A 17,136-nucleotide genomic window follows, 5' to 3' on the forward strand; every position below is an offset into this window, starting at 1 on the left:
CGGAATGGCTGGGTGGATTAACTATGGAACAGTTAATATCATGAAAAAGACAGCATTAGTCATCAGCTTATTGGCAGCAAGCTCTGCCGCTCAAGCTGATTGGTTTTATCGAGGCACCAGCAACGGCTGGGCAACTAGCGCTTTAGAGCTTGTTTCGGGCAGTGAATACCGAACTTGTCAAAGCTTTGGTGCTAACGACCCACGCTTTAAAATTGATCGCTTTGGCGATTGGAACGAAGCTTACCCAAGCGCAGATGTTCGGGTAGACGCCAATAAAAACTACGAAATTCGCTTCTTTAGCGACAACAAAAACATCACCACCACAGAAGTGGCCACTTGCGGAGATGTTGAGCCACCAAAAGATAGCTGGTTCTACCGCGGCACTTCTAATGGCTGGGCAACAACAGAAATGACCAGCACTGATAACGTCAATTTCTGTACTACTCAGAGTTTTGCCAACGACGATCCTCGCTTCAAAATCGACCACTACGGTGACTGGAACGAAGCTTATCCAAGCGCAGATTACACCGTTACCGGCAATGCCAGCTACCAAATTTGCTTTAACGCTAGCTCAAAGGCGATTACGGTAACGCCAGACGATATTACGGATACTCAAGCACCGGTGGTTACTGCTAACCCAGCAGCTGGCTCTTACACCGAGACTCAGCAAATCAGTTTGAGTGTGAGTGATAATCAAGACAGCTCACCAGCCATTTACTGCACCACCGACGGCTCTACACCAACAGCGGCTTCCAGCCCCTGTAACGATGCCAGCTTTACCGCCAGTGACGTAGTAAGCGATGGGGTAGATTTAAGCTTGAAGGTATTCGCCATAGATGCCAGCGGCAACTCTGCCTTAAGCACCTTTGACTACACCATTAGCGATGCACCGGCCGACACATGGTACTTCCGTGGAACCCCCAATGGCTGGCAAACCACCCTAATGACCAGTAGCGACGGTAATAACTACTGCACCACGCAAAGCTTTGGCAGCAACAATCCACGTTTCAAAATTGATCATTTTGGCGATTGGACTGAAAACTACCCAAGTGCAGACGTATTAGTAGACGCTAACTCTACTTACCAAATCTGTTTCAACGCAACCACCAAAGCAGTAAGCACCGTTAAACAAGGCTGCGAGCCTAACTGCGGTAGCAACAGTGAAACCTTAGGAGCGGTTTACTCCGCAGAAAGCACCACCTTTTCAATATGGTCGCCAGAACATAGCAATGTAAAAGTGGTGGTTGATGGGGTTGAACACACGCTGCAAGCAGTACCTGATTTTGCCGGTTACAGCCAAGTTTACCAAGTAACCGTTGCAGGCGACTTGCACTTAAAACCTTATACCTTCCTTATCAATGGCGTTCAGGTTCGTGACCCATACGGGAAGATGTCACAACCTGGTACTGGCGATTACGAAGCCATTAACATTGTGATGGACATGTCGCGCACCGAGCCAGTTGGCGGTTGGGCAGCACGCCCAAGCTTAGTTGAGCGTGAAGATGCCGTAATTTACGAAGTGCATGTTCGTGACTTTACTATCGACCCAAGCTCAGGGGTAAGCGCTGGCAACAACGGTAAGTTCTTAGGCATGGTTGAAACGGGCACCACAATTAATGGTGTAAAAACCGGTATTGACCACCTAAAAGAGCTAGGCGTTACCCACGTACAGCTATTGCCAGTGTACGACTTTGCCACCTGTGATGGGCTGCCAGACAGCGACCCTTGTTACAACTGGGGTTATGACCCTCGCAACTTTAACATTCCAGAAGATCGCTACTCGGCCGTTCCAACTAACTATGAAGAGCGAGCGCGTGAGTTCAAAACCATGGTGAACGAGTTCCACAAAGCTGGAATTCGAGTCATCATGGATGTGGTATACAACCACACCTATGATGATGAAATGTTTGAGAATATTTCTGGTCAATACTATACCGCCAGCGACTTATCTGGCACCGGTAACTCGATCAATGCAGATGTACCAATGGTAAGCCGTATGATCCAAGACTCCTTAGAGTATTGGGTAGACGAATACGGCATCGATGGTTTCCGCTTCGACTTAATTGGTATTTTCTCTTATCAAGAAGTTGAAAAATGGGGACGCCACTTAAACGATACTTTTGCAGACCGTAAGCTATTGATTTATGGCGAACCTTGGAACGGTTACGCAACAGATCCTCTAGAAGGTCAGCGAGTTCGTTACGGCACAACTCACCACTTAGCCGATGAAAACATTGGGGTATTTAATGGCGCTTTCCGTGAATCATTAAAAGGCTCGAATGACGATACTCGCACTGGTTACATGTTTAATAATGTAGATGCTGCTGAATCTGGCTGGGCGATTTACGATGGCTTTCAAGGTTCGCCCTACAATCCAAACGATGGTCGTAACAGCACCTGGTTCCGTAATTACGCGGCCGATCCAGAACAAAGCATCAATTACATTTCGGCCCACGATAACTTTGGTCTGTGGGACAAGGTGTATTTAAGTACTTCAAGTAATGTGCAGCAAAATAGCTCACATCAGGTGATTAGCTTTAATCCACCCAGCGATTTAACCTACCCTAAACGAGTGGTTAATTTTGGCATGGGCATGATACTTACCAGCCAAGGCATACCTTTTGTGCATGCCGGTGACGAGTTCCTGCGCACCAAAACCAATAACCAGCAAATTAGTAACCCATCAGCTTGGAACTACGGCGCCCATGGCGGAACACATAATACCTACAACGCACCAGATAGTTTCAATGCAATTCGTTGGTCTAACAAAGCAGATAACATCGCTACCTTTAACTACTTTAAACAACTTATTGAGTTGCGCCGTAAACATGCGGGCTTGCGCATGAATACCAGCCAAGAAGTTGCACAGTACTTAAATGTTAGCCGCCCAGACCAATTTGGTGGACAGGTGATAACAGGCCACATCACCGATCCTAGCGACAGCCATAACCTGTTTATTGTATATAACAGCGGTAATAACCAAACGGTAAGTTTACCTGCAGGCAACTGGACTAAGGTAGCCGATGCCAATGGAGCAGTTAACGCTGGCAACGTGTCTGGTAGCACCGTGGTAGAAGGCACCGCAGTTACCATGTTTACTCAAGCTAAATAAGTAACACTAGCCCTTATAACTCAAAGCCCAAGTGATTCACTTGGGCTTTTTACTTGCAACACTATTTGTAAAACAACGAGTCAACCTACCTACAAACATCTAAAGCAGCGTTGAATCGTTGTAAAAAATCCGGCCGCTGTTCTAGCCATTCGGCAGAGAAATAACTCGATAGATTAGCTTGGCTTAGGTGGCGGGTTTCAATGTTACGAGTTACGTGCCCGTGGCTCTGTTCATGGGCATAAATTTCATGGGGCGCCACTATCGCGTCGATACGTTCTAACTGCAATAATTCAAATAAAATATGGTAATCATAGCGGGTATGTATATTGGGGTATTCGTGCTTGGATAACCAACGGTGCATCGCCGAGCCATGCAATACACCTATTTTCAGCCCTTTCATTTCAGGGCTGTGCACTTCGGTATCAATAGTTTTCACACTAAAAAGACTGCGATAAGTAACAATCAAGGGCTCACTGGCAATGGCAAGCTGGTCTCTTTCTGCGGTACGGTTTAACACAAAAACACCATCAAATAATCCCGCCTGCAGCTCCTTAAACGCACGATTAATCGGCCTAACGTCAACCTGATAAGGCTGCCCCAATTCAATTAAACTGCATTGCATCACATCAATCGTTGAGCCACTTAAAGCATCACCATTCACCACTTGATAGGGAGGCAAGTGATGAGTAGCCAAACGCAGGGTATCCGCTTGGCTTAACGCAGAGCCAGCTAGCAACAATCCTAAGCAACACCATCCTATGCACTTAACCAAACAATCATCCTTCAAAATCCAGTTGGTAGCTCTTAAATATTAGTCGTTTAAGTAAGCACCTATGGCTTTTTTTTTAGCTCAAGGGCTTTTTTTCAGAACGTGACCGCAGACACGCTTAAAAAATCTGTTAATAGAACAACCAAGTTTCATAATTTCTTATAACAAATTTAACGAATAAGCTTTAAGCATCTTGAACATTTTTTCAGCAAATGTGAGCTGTAGGGCTGATATGTTCAAGGTAGAAGTGAACGCCGTTCTCTTCAGGCCTAGTAATGTGTCAATGCATTACTAGTAGCATTTTCCTTTCCTTTCTGGATGAATTACCAAGACCCGCCTTTTATGGCGGGATTTTTTTGCTTGAAGCACCGCTTTAATTACAATATTGTCATTATCATCTTTGAGACGCTTAACTCAGCCTTTGACAAGGAATTTAGATAAGCGTGACAGAAATAACAAATCACCAAGAAAGAGATTCTTATTCCCTTTAAAACGCGTATTTTTGAAATGGAAGTAGTTACTTAGCCGATTCAGTATGAAAAAAATCACCGATACCGAACTAATTAGAAGTGCCAATCGCCGAGACATTATTCAAACTCTGCGCCTCCATGGTGAACTGGCACGTGTAGAAATTGGCGACCACACCAAATTAAGTCCCGCGACCATCACTTCAATCACCTCTGAGCTGGTTCAACAAGGCTTAATTATTGAGCAGAATGTAGTGTTAGATCCCAGCGGTGGACGCGGTAGGCCAAAAGTAAAACTACAACTGAATAACCAAGCAGCCTTCTATCTAGCCATAAAGCTATCGATTAACGAAGTGCGCTTTATGCTGGGAGATACCTCTGGCACCATCGTTGCGCAAGCGACTCAAGCAATGTTAACTGTCACGCTAAACCAAGAACAACTGGTTGATGCCCTGTCTAAAGCCATCGAAGAGTTTATTCAGCATTATGAGGTTAAACGCAGTAAACTGCGCGGCCTTGGCTTAGCAGTGCAAGGGGTTATAGAAACACAAGGTAAGGGCATATTGTGGAGCCCGGCCATCAAGGGTAAGCAACTGGAACTGGTTGAGCAACTGCAGCTAAAAAGTCAGCTGCCAGTGTTTATTGCCAACGACGCTAATTGCCTCGCCGTTGCCTTAACTCAACTGCCTAAATACAGCAAACTGGATAATCTAGTTGCTATCCAACTCGGCTATGGGGTTGGCATGGGCTTGATTGTTAACGGCGAGCTTTATCAAGATGCTAGTGCAGCCACTACCGAATTTGGCCATACCAAATTTAGTTTAAATGGCCCGCAATGCCGTTGTGGTGGTCGAGGTTGTATCGAGGCCTATGTAGGTGATTACGCGATTTACCGCGACGCCAGTGCCATTTACAACTTGCCACCCACCGACATGCTGCACCCTTCAGAAAAACAGATGCTCGACTTAAACCAACTGACCGAGCAAGACAATCCAGCAATGGCGCAGATTTTCTCCCAAGCGGGTACCGTGTTAGGCATGGGTTTAGCCAACATAATGGCACTATTTAACCCACAAAAAATTGTTATATCGGGTCCGGGAATTCGCGCATACGAACACATGAAAGAGTCGATGCTGCGCACCTTAAACGACAACTTGTTGCCTTACCACCAAGCTGAGAACGTGGTGGAAAAACACAATTGGGACGAAGATATGGCGGGCCTTGGCATGATAACCATCATGCAGCAACATACCGACTAAGAAACATCCAATAAAAAGGGAGCATTAGGCTCCCTTTTAGTTTTAGTGGCTCTTAGTTTAAGCGCGAGAGAATAGACGTTTGCTTAAGTAATGCCCCAATAACATGCTCAACAAAAACCAATAAATAGCAACTTCTCCACGCAGCAAACTGGCCACCGCAGGCCCAGGGCAAATGCCTACCATTCCCCAACCTATGCCAAAGATAATCGAGCCAATGATCAGTTTAGGACTAATCGTCTTAAGCGTAGAGCATTGAATAGGCTCGCCATTTACTGCATGGCTTCTTGGTTTAATCAGCAAATGATAAAAAGGTACGAATACCAATAAAGCACCACCTATAACAAAGGCCAAGCTAGCATCCCAATTACCGCTTACATCTAAGAAGTTAAGCACTTTATAAGGGTTAACCATTTGCGACACATTCATGCCCAAACCAAATAATAAACCGGTGATTAAGCCAACCACTACTTTAAACATAAGCACCTCCTGCTAACCAAACCACAGCCGCAGCGCTAAGCATGAATACCATTGTGGCCACAATAGAGCGCAGCGAAAAACGACCAATCCCGCAAATGCCGTGACCACTGGTACAGCCATTTGCTAGCTGGGTACCTACGCCAACCGCAAAACCACCAGCCAGCAGCCAAGTTAATGAATAGTTGGGTAAGGCTGCTTCGCTTAAACCCAGTATGGGGTTAAACAATAAACTCGCAGCCATCGCAGCAATAAACGCGACTCGCCATGGCCATTCACTCTTCGATGCACCAAAAATCCCGCCTAATATGCCGCTAATACCACCTGTGCGGCCACTAAGTAGCATTAGTAATGATACCGACAGGCCTAACAACATTCCGCCAACTAAGGCGCTCCCAGGGCTAAATTCGGTCATTAATCTCTCCACTATTTAATCAATTACAAAATTGCTGCTGCAAACTAGCTAACAAGCTTTTCACTCGAGTGTCAGCCAAGGAATAAAACACCGTTTGCGCCTGTTTACGCGCCGCTACCAAGCCTTGTTCTCGCAGCACTTTTAAGTGCTGAGAAAAAGCAGATTGACTCTTGTTACTGTGAGCCAATAGCTCCCCTACACTCATTTCCCCATCGCACAATAAACACAAAACAACTAAACGATCTGGATGAGCAATGGTTTTGAGATAGTCGCTAACCACACTAGCTTGCTCATGCAACACTTCATGACTTTGCATACACACCTCCTCGATAGGCTGAATTATACGAGCACCGTTGAATTAGTCAAATCTAATTTAAGTAAAGCTTAATTAGATATTTGCAATTTAGTTTTATCTAATATAAATTAATAGCCAATGACTAATGAGCAAATCTGTCACTAACGATCCACATCAATAGCTTAGTGAGAGAACTTGATTAAGCTTTTGCTCATTCTCTAACAGAAAAGAGTTTTTAATACTGGAGACAAGCATGACAAAGATTTTGATCATAGGCGGAGTAGCAGGCGGTGCCTCGGCTGCAGCACGTGCAAGACGTTTAAGTGAAGACGCAGAAATCATTATGTTTGAAAGAGGTCCCTACATCTCTTTTGCTAACTGCGGTTTGCCCTACCATATTGGCGGCGACATTGAGCAACGTGATGCTTTGTTACTGCAAACTCCAGAGAGCTTTAAAGCACGATTTAATGTAGATGTGCGAGTAATGAACGAAGTGGTAAGCATTAACCGCCAAGACAAAACCCTCACTATTCGCAATTTAAATACTCAAGAAAACTACCAGGAAAGTTACGACAAATTGGTATTAAGCCCAGGCGCGTCACCCATCGTTCCGCCAATTCCTGGTATTCAAAACTCACGCACGTTCTCGCTGCGTAACATACCTGATATGGATAAAATCATAGCCAGCATCGAACATAATCAGCCAAAACATGCCACGGTAGTTGGCGGTGGATTCATTGGTATCGAAATGGCTGAAGCCCTTATTCAACGTGGCATTAACACCAGTTTGGTTGAGTTATCACAACAAGTGATGGCGCCGGTAGACAGTGAAATGGCCGCGCCTCTTCACCAAGAGATGCAACACCATGGAGTAGATTTACGCCTCGGAGTAGCGTTAGAAGCCGTGTTTCCTAGCCAACAACAAGCCGCCGATGAGCTAGCCAGTATTGACGAACAAGGTTTAGAACTGCGTTTGAGCAATGGCGACCTATTAGAAACAGAATTACTGATTATGGCCATTGGTGTAAAACCAGAAACCAGCTTAGCCCGCCAAGCTAACTTAAACATCGGCGAGTTAGGTGGAATACAGGTAAACAGCCAACTGCAGACCTCTGATCCCGATATCTACGCAGTGGGCGATGCCATTGAAGATCCAGAATTTGTTACAGGTGATGCGGCACTTATTCCTTTAGCAGGCCCAGCTAACCGCCAAGGCCGCATGGTGGCTAACAACATTTTTGGCGCAGGCGAGCATTATAAACGCAGCCAAGGTACCGCCATTTGTAAAATCTTTGATTTAGCTGTGGCTTCTACAGGCCTTAATGAGAAAACCTTAAAGCGCAAAGGCTTAGCTTATGAAAAAGTGTATGTACACGCAGCCAGTCACGCGGGCTACTACCCTGGCGCGCATCCCATCAATTTAAAGCTACTATTCAATCCAACTAGTGGTGCAATTTTGGGCGCACAAGCAGTAGGTAAAGATGGCGTAGATAAACGCATCGACGTAATCGCAGTGGCCCAGCGCGCCGGTCTTACAGTATTTGACTTGCAAGATTTAGAGCTCACTTATGCTCCTCCGTTTGGCAGTGCCAAAGATGTCGTCAATCAAGCTGGGTTTGTCGCCGCCAACAGCATTCAAGGTGATACTCGCCTTTGCCACAGCGACGAGATCAACCAACCAAGCGCAGAGCAGCTAGTGCTTGATGTACGAAATCCTGGAGAGCTAGAAAAGCTAGGAGCAATTCCTGGTGCGGTTAATATTCCAGTCGATCAACTTAGAGAGCGTATTAACGAGCTGCCTAAAGATAAAGAGATCTTGGTGTATTGCATGGTGGGTTTGCGCGGCAACGTTGCTTATCGCCAATTGGTTAATCACGGTTTTAAAGCGAAGAATCTTACTGGTGGCTATAAAACCTGGCTAGCCGCCAAGGCATAAAACCGAGTCAGCAGGTACAAAAAAGCCCGGTGTAAACCGGGCAAAAAGCTGAGACGCATAAAAACAATTTACTGCGCGTTTACCGAAATATCTTTGGTAGCGCTATTGAAGTTGATGCGATAAGTAGTGTTGTCAGACACTTGGTAATCCGCATTTGGATACGCTTCTGTCCAGTTACCACTATCTATCTTAAAGCGCGCAGGTGCTTCTTCACCATTAAAGCTTTGAACGGTGTAGTACAAGCCACTAGCACTATCGTAATCAAGTTGAGTTGTTCCCCAAGCATTTGGCGTACCGCGGAAGTACCATACTTCGTCGCCGCCGTTGTCAGGGTTTCCACCAACACAGTTCGTTGCAGCTACCCAGCTACCTTGGGCATAACACAATACATCACCCGTAGTATTTAGGTCTGCCGTTTGATTAGCGCCACTATCATTAAAGATAATGTTTAAGCTGCTTAGCTTAGTGCCAAAGTCGTGGCAGTAGTAGCCACCTTTTTGCACCATTGCCACACCTGGCCATTGCGCATTGGCAACCGAGGTTTCAGCTGAAACAGACCAGTAGTAAAGTGTTGGATTGCTAAAGCCAGCTTGGTTGTCGTAGCAAACTTCTGTGCCACCAACTGGGTCTGGATTCGTGCCGCTAATTTCAAAACCACAAGCCTCTAAACTGCTCCAGCTACCGTCTTTGTAACAACCGGCACCCGCTGCAGTTAAGTCAGCCGTTTTATTTGCACCGTTGTTGCTGAAGATAGCATTGATACTGGTAAGCGTGACACCTAGATCGTGACAATAGAAGTCGCCATTCTTCTGCATGGCGACACCAGGCCAAGTTGCATTGGCAAGGCTGCCAGCAGGCTGTGCTCCCCAGTAGTACAGAGTAGGTAGGTTTTCTGATGTACAAATAGAGCTAGCCGCTACTGGCGTAGCTGGTTCTGGGTCAGTTCCACAGTTAGAAGTACATGGGCAATCTGCACCACTACAAACATCACCAATTTTTGCACCAACATGAATTGCTGCAGCTTGGTCACCGCCCACAGTAAAGTTAGCTTGACCACCACTCACCGTAATCACCGATTGACCACTTGAATCAGCAGCAGCGTTACATTGACCAGTGCTCTCATCAAAGTTAGCTTCAATAATGTTACAGTACTGCCCGTCTGGCATGCCTGTATCAAAGCTTTGATTAATTGAGCTACCATAACGTTTGTTGATAACAACAAAACCTAAGCCGCCACGGCCGAAGGCAATTTGGTCGTTACCACCCTGCCACCAATTGGTAATACTCCACTCGCCAGCAGTATGGTTACGGAAACCCACCATGTTAGCAATGCCGCGCCACTTGTGCTCACACACCCAGTTTCCACCGTCGAAACCACAGGCATTACCAGTATGAACGCCGCTGCTAGGTGGACCTGCATCAAAGTCACCGTTGAAGTAGTAACCAGACATAATTTTTGGGTAACCATAAGGGTAGGCTAGCGCAAAAACGTTCGCTAAGAAGTAGCCGTCACCTTGAACACCATGCCAGATTGGGCCACCTGGATTATGCCGTTCTTCATCGTGGTTGGTCACAAAGGTCACCGCATCGGCGCTAGATAGCTCCATTTGGTTGCCTAAATCACGTAACCACGCGATATTGCTATCACGAAAAGCAGGGCCTAACTTACGGGCAAATTCAAACTCAGTAACATCACCAATGTAAGTATATTCGGTTGGACGAACTGGTTCTCCAGGAGCCCCTATCACTTCTTGGAAAATGTAAGGATTACCGTTTAACTTGCCTTTAATCGCAGCAATATCACCTGCCGGAATGTGCTTGGCTGCATCAATACGGAAACCTGCCACACCCATGCTTATCGCATCATTCATGTAGTCTGCGATTTTTTGGCGAACATACTCTGAGCCAGTTTTAAGGTCATTTAGGCCCACCAAATCACAGTTTTGTACCTGCCAGCGATTTCCGTAGTCGATATCACTGGTACAAGAGTTAAAGTCATTTGGTCCGTAAGGTACTTCAGGGAAGTTTCTATCGTAAGCTGCCATGTGATTAATTACGGCATCTACGTAGATATCTACCCCAACGTTTTTACAACGCTGTACCATATCTTGGAACTGACCACGGCTACCACTACGTCCTTCAAAGGAATAGCTAACCGGTTGGTAGCGGCTCCACCACGCGCCAGCGTTGTGAGATTTAGTTGGAGGTGAGACTTGCACGGCGGCAAATCCTTTAGGTCCTAGAAAGGTTTCACACTCTTGTGCAATGTCTTCCCATTTCCATTCGAAGAGGTGTACAAAGGCGGTTCTTGGAGCCGCCGTGACGCTGGACGCATAGCCCAACGCCGCACCAGCTAGCAGAGCGCTAGTGGCGAGTTTGCTAAATTTTCTCATTGTTACTTTCCCATGTAATCTTAGAGCGTCTCTTTAAGACTCAACTCATCACCACTCTTTGGTGTTTTGCGATGAGGGGCAGACTAACCACTGGAAAGAGCCACAAGTAAAACACAACCTTAACTATCCATAGTTAATTTACCGCCTTTCTAATCTACGCTTAATATTTGAACGATGAAGACAAGCGCTCACTTATTGAGCATTAGCTCACAAAGATCTTTGCTTTTGGTTGATGATGTTTGACAGCGATCAAAATTCGAACAAATACCCTAATATTTAAGCCGATAAACTCCAAACACAAATTATTTAACTGCAAACTTTAAGTTCCAGTTTCTGTTAAAACAGCCCTGAAAGGCCTATAAACAGTAGGGTTTGTAAAATTTCATGACAGTAATTACTAACTACTCTAAGCACCAAAGAGCTATTACAATGGCCTTAATTCATAGCAGTAAAAGAATTTAATCATGAACCAACAATGGTGGCATTCGGCAGTTGTTTATCAGGTTTACCCGCGTAGTTTTTGTGATAGTAGCGGTGATGGCAACGGTGATTTAAAAGGCATTATTAGCAAGCTAGATTATCTGGAAAAGCTGGGCATTGATCTTATTTGGCTATCGCCTGTTTACCTTTCTCCAATGAAAGACAATGGTTACGACATTGCCGACTATCAGACCATAGATCCGCGCTTTGGTAACATGAACGACATGCGCCAGTTAATCCATCAAGCTAAACAGCGTAACATCGGCATAATGATGGACTTGGTACTTAACCATACCTCCGACCAGCATCATTGGTTTAAGCAAGCAAAACAAAGCCGAGATAACCCCTACCGCGATTATTATATTTGGCGAGACCAAACTAATCAGATCCGCTCCATTTTTAGTGGCCCTGCCTGGCAGTATGATCCCGTCACTAGCCAGTATTACTTCCACCTGTTTGCCGATGCTCAACCCGATCTCAACTGGGAAAATCCAGCAGTAGCAAAAGAAATTCATCAAATGATTTCTTGGTGGGTAGAGCAAGGCGTGGCAGGCTTCCGTTTAGATGTGATTGATTTAATTGGCAAACAAATTGACCAAGGTATTACCGAGAATGGTCCGCGTTTACACCCGCTGTTGCAGCAAATGCATCAAGCTTGTTTCAAAGGTAAAAAGCTGGTGACCGTGGGCGAAACTTGGGGAGCCACCCCCGAGATAGCCAAGTTGTATTCCGATCCGCGTCGTGAAGAGCTGTCGATGGTATTTCAGTTCGAACACGCCGCCTTAGACTGGCACCCAGAACATGGAAAGTGGCAAGTACAAGATTTTGATTTAGTTGCCTTAAAAAAGGTGCTTAGCAAATGGCAAACCGCCTTTGATGGCGATGGCTGGAACGCCCTATTCTGGAACAATCACGACTTACCACGCATTGTTAGCCGCTGGGGTAATGATGGCGAATACCGCGAAGCCAGCGCCAAATTGTTTGCAACGCTGCTGCATGGAATGCAAGGCACACCGTACATCTACCAGGGCGAAGAAATCGCCATGACCAACGTACAATTTGCCGAGCTAAGTGATTACGATGACATAGAAATTAAAAACAGTTACCAAGAAAAAGTGGTAGAGCAGCAAAGCTTAAGTCATCAGCAATTTATGCAAGGTGTGTATCAAAGCGCCCGTGATAATGCCCGAACTCCCATGCAGTGGGATAACTCTGACAACGCTGGCTTTAGTTGTGGGCAGCCGTGGCTCAAGCTTAATCCCAACTATCAGCAAATAAATGTTGCAAATGCGCTTGCCAATCAACACTCGGTGTTTTATCACTACCAACGCTTAATCGCACTGCGAAAATCCAGCAAATTTGGCGATACCTTGGTCTATGGCAGTTACCAATTATTAATGGAAGAGCACCCTCATATATTCGCTTATATTCGCCAATATAAGGAGCAAAGGTTGCTAATTGTTGCCAATGTCAGCCAACAAACTCAAACCTTGAGTTTAGATTATAAGCTTGCAGAAGTGGTGCTGGATAACCTTCAGCCAGAGGATGAATCAGAAGTAGATTTAGCTCAGCTTAACTTAGCGCCCTACCAAGCCATTATCTATTTGCTAGCGGATTAATTAGCGATACAAAAAACCAGCTAAGCGATTGCCTTAACAATACTTAGCGCCTTACTAGGCGGTAATCTATGCGCTAAGTAGCTACAAGCTTATTCGCTAAGGGTGTATTGCTCGGATAGGCGATGACACAGCCATTTGTACAAGTTAAAAGCTTTTGGGCTATTACTTGTAGGTAATAAGTCATCGTCTAAAAAGGCTTCACCCTTAAAGGTAAGCACATCACGCTGTTGTGATACTTCGCGAACTTCTATTCCAGGAATATAGTCTTCGTGCTCGCGCAGTAGCTGATTGGCCAGATCAATCAAATCTTGTTGGCTTATTGCTTGTTTAGTCATCACACCATGAGTAATTGGGTAAATATGAATTTTAGCATACACAGATGTAGCCACTTACCCTAGCGTCAAGATCAAAACTTGTGGCGCTTTTCTCAGCTTAAAAAACTGAGATAAAACGCAATAAGCCAAGCAACTAAGTTGCCTTTTTCTTACCACGCCATTGCTGTATCAATAAGCCACTAATAATTAACACTAAACCCAAGTATGTTGCAGGTTCTATCACTTCGTTCAAAAAATAGCTGATAAAAAACAGCGACAAAAACGGGGAAATAAAAATAAGGTTACTAATACGCGCAGTGTTGTTAGTAAATTTTAATGCTAATACCCAGCACACAAAGGCAATGCCCATTTCAAACAAACCTACATAAGCCGCGCCTAACCAAGCTTTAGCGTTAAAGCTGGGTAAGCCATCACTCCACCAACAGTAAGCTAGTACCATTGGCAGGCTAAAACAAAAGGCCACCAGCAAACTCGCCACCGGATCGCCAGAGTTACGGGTATTAATAATCCAATAGCCTGCCCACAACAAGGTGCTAAACAGTGCCAACAGAACGCCTAGCACACTGTCAAATTGCATGCTGAGCAAATCACCTCGCGTCGCAATCACCAACACCCCAAAATAGCCTAAAGCCATGGCAAGCAGATCTTGCTTACGCAATTGCTGCTTTAAAAAGGGGACCGCCAGCAAAGCCAAGGTAATTGCCCAGGTATAATTAAGTGACTGAGCTTGCTGAGCCGGCAATAAGTCATAGGCTTTGAACAGTACTAAATAATAAAGGAAGGGATTTATAGCACCTACCAGCAAAAAGAAGCCGGGCCGCTGCATAGCGTAGCTTAACGCTAATGGCAGTTTGCGTTGCCATAACAACACACCACTTAACAGCAAAATTGAAGTTACTGAAGCCAGCAATACCAATTGAATGGGGCTTAACCACTGCAGCGCTAACTTAAAAGCAGTGGCCACCGTAGACCACATTAACACTGCACTTATGCCAAATGCATAGGCTTTAGTTTGTGTATTCATTATTACTTTACTATTTCCGACCAAGGGGCTCAGTGTATTCGGCATAACTGGCTAGAACAAGCCTTTAAAGTTTCAACGTGTGCGGCGAAGTGCTTGAAGAATTAAGCTTAAGCGATGCGCAAGAATGGAAAAGAAAATAACTCACAAACTGGCTAAACTGATTTGAAGTCAAGTCATTGAGTCCAACATGGCAAGCCAACAACAGCGAATCAATACGGTCAAAAGACAAGTAGAGCAAACTCTTGATAGCCAGCTGGATATTGATCAACTGGCTGCTCTAGCCTGTGTTTCACGCTTTCATTTTTGTCGGCTATTTCAAGCCTATGTAGGCGAAAGCATTTATGCTTATCGCAAGCGTTTGTTGCTAGAGCGTTCGTTAAATCACCTCAGGTTTAGTCAACAACCCTTGGTCGATATCGCCAGTCAAAGCGGCTATCAAAACCAAGCATCCTTTAACAAAGCGTTTAAACAACAGTTTGAGCAAACACCACTTCAAGTAAGAAATCAGGGCTGGCTTCCGCCTTCTTCGGCAAAATCTAACAACTTTACCCCTCAAGCTGTCTGCCAAGTTGAGGTAATAGATCTCGCACCACAAGCGGTATTATGTTCACGAGAACGAGGCCCTTATGCCCAAGCGGCCCCCAAAGCCTGGCGCCAGCTATTTAGCGCTTGCAATAAAGTGGGTTTAGATACTCAGCAAAGCACTATGATCGGTGTCTCCTACGATGATCCTAAAGTTACTCATCCGGAGCAAGTGCGTTTTGATGCGTGCCTAAGTTTGCCAATGGAGCAAACAAACCACGCCCGCTTGCCCTGCACTTCACAACTTGCCGAGCTGAGCATTCAACAACTCTCCTTAGCAGGCGGTAAGTTCGCCAAGCTGCGCCACCACGGAGGCTACGCCAGCATACCCAACAGCTATCAAGTGCTGCTGCGCGACTGGCTGCCACAGTCAAGCTATCAGCTTCGAGACGCCAATTGCTTAGAGATCTACCACAATAAAACAGCTGATAGCGTCTCGGAACAAGCCCTAATAACAGACCTTCTACTGCCCATTAACTAGCCAAAGGCAAGCACCCATGACCTCTTCAATTAATTACGCCAGTTTTAGTGAGTTTAGTGACCCCAAAAACTATTTGTCGCAACTGCCAGATTGCCAAGCGGATATTGCAAAACTGGTTAAGTGCGTGCAAAACAACTTGGTTCATCCCTATTGGTTACAACACTACCAGCTCGACCCAGATTTCACCCAGCGCCTAGACGAAATGCAAACTCGCAGCGTGCAGCAAAAGCTAAAGCGCTTAAGTAATACCGAGCGGCCGCTGCTTGCGGACAAACCAGCTAACCAAAGAATGCTTGGAAATTGCCGAGATTTTGCCTTGCTGCTCTGCACATTATTACGCGCTCAAGGCATTGCAGCGCGCTTACGCTGTGGTTTTGCCGCCTACCTCGGCATGCACCCTTACGAAGACCATTGGATATGTGAATATTGGCACAAGCAACAACAACGTTGGATAAAAGTAGACGCTCAGCTTGATACCAAGCAACAAGCGCTATTGAACATTACGTTTGATCCACTAGACTTGCCAAATGAGCAATTTATTTATGCAGGCTCTGCCTGGCAACTTTGCCGGCGAGAACCAGAACTCGCCCAGCAGTTTGGCATTTTGAGCATCACTGGCTGGCCATTGCTACAAGGCAACTTATTGCGCGACATATTTGCCCTAAGTAAAATCGAGTTGCTCGCCTGGGACAGCGGCTGGGGACTCAACAAACACTATTTTGAATACAGCCAAGCTAGGCAAGATTTACAGCTACTCGATAAACTGGCAGAGCTAAGCGCTAAGTCCTTAGCCGAGCAAGCCTTAGCACAATCGAAAGGCCAAGAGCTGGCTTTTCCCGCTAACTGGCAATGGCAGCTTGCTCCCAACATTGAAGACTTGTTGCAACAGCACAACAGTGCTGTGGAGACCGACTAAACTCTCATTGACAAACAACACTATTAAGCTATATTTCGCGCTATTAATAGAATACAAAGTAACTGCAATAATGCTCCACCACCGCAAAGCTCTTGGCCTAGTACTGTTGTTTAGCCTTAACGCTTGTAACAGCAATAAGCCGCTTACGGGCGAAGACTACACCCTCTATAGCCGCTATACCCTAGATAACCAAAGTAACTACAATCTCAACTTCAGCAGTGAGTTAAGCTCGCAAATAGAGGCGGTAGACAAGCAATTGCTCAAAGGCCAAGTCGTCTCGGGAGAACGCAAACAAATACTGGCTTTCTTTGACCTTAGCCAAGCCACTAATCCCCCTTCAAGTAGTTTTAAACAGCTACAGCTATATGCTGACTCTGGCCACGGTGAACAGCTGGTTTATCAAAAAATCGATGACGAGCACTGGCAATTGCAGCGCAGCGACAGCAATCAAGAAAACTATGTACTGACGATTATTGACGCCGATTTAAACTGGTAAATTCGCTAAAACTGAAGCTCTGAAACGCTATACTCAGGACGGTAATTTTGCTACTCTGCGCGACCTTTTTTGCAGGTATAAGG

14 protein-coding genes are annotated in these 17,136 nt (G+C 45.5%); 7 read left to right on the forward strand and 7 right to left on the reverse strand.

What is annotated here, in order from left to right; translation table 11 throughout:
• The first annotated feature begins 40 nt into the window (after positions 1 to 40).
• Entirely contained in the window at positions 41 to 3,112 is a 3,072-nt protein-coding gene (locus OAG1_RS19760; RefSeq protein ID WP_338622443.1) for an alpha-amylase family glycosyl hydrolase, read from the forward strand.
• A gap of 85 nt (positions 3,113 to 3,197) precedes the next feature.
• On the opposite strand, the gene OAG1_RS19765 is transcribed toward OAG1_RS19760, so the two are convergent.
• Positions 3,198 to 3,884: a transporter substrate-binding domain-containing protein gene (locus OAG1_RS19765; protein WP_338622444.1), complete on the reverse strand. Its 687-nt coding sequence runs from the start codon at positions 3,882 to 3,884 to the stop codon at positions 3,198 to 3,200.
• A gap of 532 nt (positions 3,885 to 4,416) precedes the next feature.
• Between OAG1_RS19765 and OAG1_RS19770 the strand changes: the two genes are divergently transcribed.
• Positions 4,417 to 5,607 (forward strand): ROK family transcriptional regulator, encoded by a 1,191-nt coding sequence (locus OAG1_RS19770; protein WP_338622445.1) that lies wholly within the window; start codon positions 4,417 to 4,419, stop codon positions 5,605 to 5,607.
• Positions 5,608 to 5,664: 57 nt separating this feature from the next.
• Here OAG1_RS19770 and OAG1_RS19775 read toward each other — a convergent pair whose 3' ends face one another.
• From OAG1_RS19775 to OAG1_RS19785, 3 genes are read right to left on the reverse strand one after another with little or no spacing between them, the layout of a single operon-like run.
• On the reverse strand, positions 5,665 to 6,084 hold the full coding sequence (locus OAG1_RS19775; protein ID WP_338622446.1) for a DUF6691 family protein: 420 nt from the start codon (positions 6,082 to 6,084) through the stop codon (positions 5,665 to 5,667).
• Positions 6,077 to 6,496, reverse strand: coding sequence for a YeeE/YedE family protein (locus tag OAG1_RS19780; protein WP_338622447.1), 420 nt, complete (start codon positions 6,494 to 6,496; stop codon positions 6,077 to 6,079). The genes OAG1_RS19775 and OAG1_RS19780 overlap by 8 nt, the downstream gene beginning before the upstream one ends.
• A 19-nt stretch (positions 6,497 to 6,515) precedes the next feature.
• Positions 6,516 to 6,812, reverse strand: a complete 297-nt coding sequence (locus OAG1_RS19785; RefSeq protein WP_338622448.1) for a metalloregulator ArsR/SmtB family transcription factor — start codon at positions 6,810 to 6,812, stop codon at positions 6,516 to 6,518.
• Positions 6,813 to 7,044: 232 nt separating this feature from the next.
• Between OAG1_RS19785 and OAG1_RS19790 the strand changes: the two genes are divergently transcribed.
• A complete protein-coding gene (locus OAG1_RS19790; RefSeq protein WP_338622449.1) occupies positions 7,045 to 8,727 on the forward strand; it encodes an FAD-dependent oxidoreductase in 1,683 nt (560 codons plus the stop codon).
• A gap of 68 nt (positions 8,728 to 8,795) precedes the next feature.
• Here the strand turns inward: OAG1_RS19790 and OAG1_RS19795 are convergent, their stop codons facing one another.
• Entirely contained in the window at positions 8,796 to 11,120 is a 2,325-nt protein-coding gene (locus tag OAG1_RS19795) for a starch-binding protein (protein ID WP_338622450.1), read from the reverse strand.
• 464 nt (positions 11,121 to 11,584) lie between these two features.
• Between OAG1_RS19795 and OAG1_RS19800 the strand changes: the two genes are divergently transcribed.
• Positions 11,585 to 13,219, forward strand: a complete 1,635-nt coding sequence (locus OAG1_RS19800) for an alpha-glucosidase (RefSeq protein ID WP_338622451.1) — start codon at positions 11,585 to 11,587, stop codon at positions 13,217 to 13,219.
• 89 nt (positions 13,220 to 13,308) lie between these two features.
• On the opposite strand, the gene OAG1_RS19805 is transcribed toward OAG1_RS19800, so the two are convergent.
• Both OAG1_RS19805 and OAG1_RS19810 read right to left on the reverse strand, forming a co-directional pair.
• Positions 13,309 to 13,596: a DUF2498 family protein gene (locus tag OAG1_RS19805; protein ID WP_016401959.1), complete on the reverse strand. Its 288-nt coding sequence runs from the start codon at positions 13,594 to 13,596 to the stop codon at positions 13,309 to 13,311.
• Between the two features lie 91 nt (positions 13,597 to 13,687).
• A complete protein-coding gene (locus OAG1_RS19810; protein WP_338622452.1) occupies positions 13,688 to 14,578 on the reverse strand; it encodes a DMT family transporter in 891 nt (296 codons plus the stop codon).
• A gap of 187 nt (positions 14,579 to 14,765) precedes the next feature.
• Here OAG1_RS19810 and OAG1_RS19815 point away from each other — a divergent pair, with 187 nt between their 5' ends.
• The 3 genes from OAG1_RS19815 to OAG1_RS19825 all read left to right on the forward strand — a co-directional run bounded on the left by OAG1_RS19815 (position 14,766) and on the right by OAG1_RS19825 (position 17,053).
• Positions 14,766 to 15,641, forward strand: a complete 876-nt coding sequence (locus tag OAG1_RS19815) for an AraC family transcriptional regulator (protein ID WP_338622453.1) — start codon at positions 14,766 to 14,768, stop codon at positions 15,639 to 15,641.
• Between the two features lie 16 nt (positions 15,642 to 15,657).
• Positions 15,658 to 16,557, forward strand: coding sequence for a transglutaminase-like domain-containing protein (locus OAG1_RS19820; protein ID WP_338622454.1), 900 nt, complete (start codon positions 15,658 to 15,660; stop codon positions 16,555 to 16,557).
• Between the two features lie 70 nt (positions 16,558 to 16,627).
• Positions 16,628 to 17,053, forward strand: a complete 426-nt coding sequence (locus tag OAG1_RS19825; protein WP_338622455.1) for a hypothetical protein — start codon at positions 16,628 to 16,630, stop codon at positions 17,051 to 17,053.
• The last annotated feature ends 83 nt before the right edge of the window (positions 17,054 to 17,136 follow it).

The sequence above is a fragment of the Agarivorans sp. OAG1 genome (genome assembly GCF_037076485.1).
Taxonomy (GTDB): Bacteria; Pseudomonadota; Gammaproteobacteria; order Enterobacterales; family Celerinatantimonadaceae; genus Agarivorans; species Agarivorans albus.

Coding starts and splice junctions, on each gene's coding strand:
- OAG1_RS19800 (WP_338622451.1), top strand. CDS start 11,585: ATGAACCAACAATGGTGGCATTCGGCAGTTGTTTATCAGGTTTACCCG.
- OAG1_RS19760 (WP_338622443.1), top strand. CDS start 41: ATGAAAAAGACAGCATTAGTCATCAGCTTATTGGCAGCAAGCTCTGCC.
- OAG1_RS19795 (WP_338622450.1), bottom strand. CDS start 11,120: ATGAGAAAATTTAGCAAACTCGCCACTAGCGCTCTGCTAGCTGGTGCG.
- OAG1_RS19770 (WP_338622445.1), top strand. CDS start 4,417: ATGAAAAAAATCACCGATACCGAACTAATTAGAAGTGCCAATCGCCGA.
- OAG1_RS19815 (WP_338622453.1), top strand. CDS start 14,766: ATGGCAAGCCAACAACAGCGAATCAATACGGTCAAAAGACAAGTAGAG.
- OAG1_RS19785 (WP_338622448.1), bottom strand. CDS start 6,812: ATGCAAAGTCATGAAGTGTTGCATGAGCAAGCTAGTGTGGTTAGCGAC.
- OAG1_RS19790 (WP_338622449.1), top strand. CDS start 7,045: ATGACAAAGATTTTGATCATAGGCGGAGTAGCAGGCGGTGCCTCGGCT.
- OAG1_RS19820 (WP_338622454.1), top strand. CDS start 15,658: ATGACCTCTTCAATTAATTACGCCAGTTTTAGTGAGTTTAGTGACCCC.
- OAG1_RS19775 (WP_338622446.1), bottom strand. CDS start 6,084: ATGTTTAAAGTAGTGGTTGGCTTAATCACCGGTTTATTATTTGGTTTG.
- OAG1_RS19780 (WP_338622447.1), bottom strand. CDS start 6,496: ATGACCGAATTTAGCCCTGGGAGCGCCTTAGTTGGCGGAATGTTGTTA.
- OAG1_RS19810 (WP_338622452.1), bottom strand. CDS start 14,578: ATGAATACACAAACTAAAGCCTATGCATTTGGCATAAGTGCAGTGTTA.
- OAG1_RS19825 (WP_338622455.1), top strand. CDS start 16,628: ATGCTCCACCACCGCAAAGCTCTTGGCCTAGTACTGTTGTTTAGCCTT.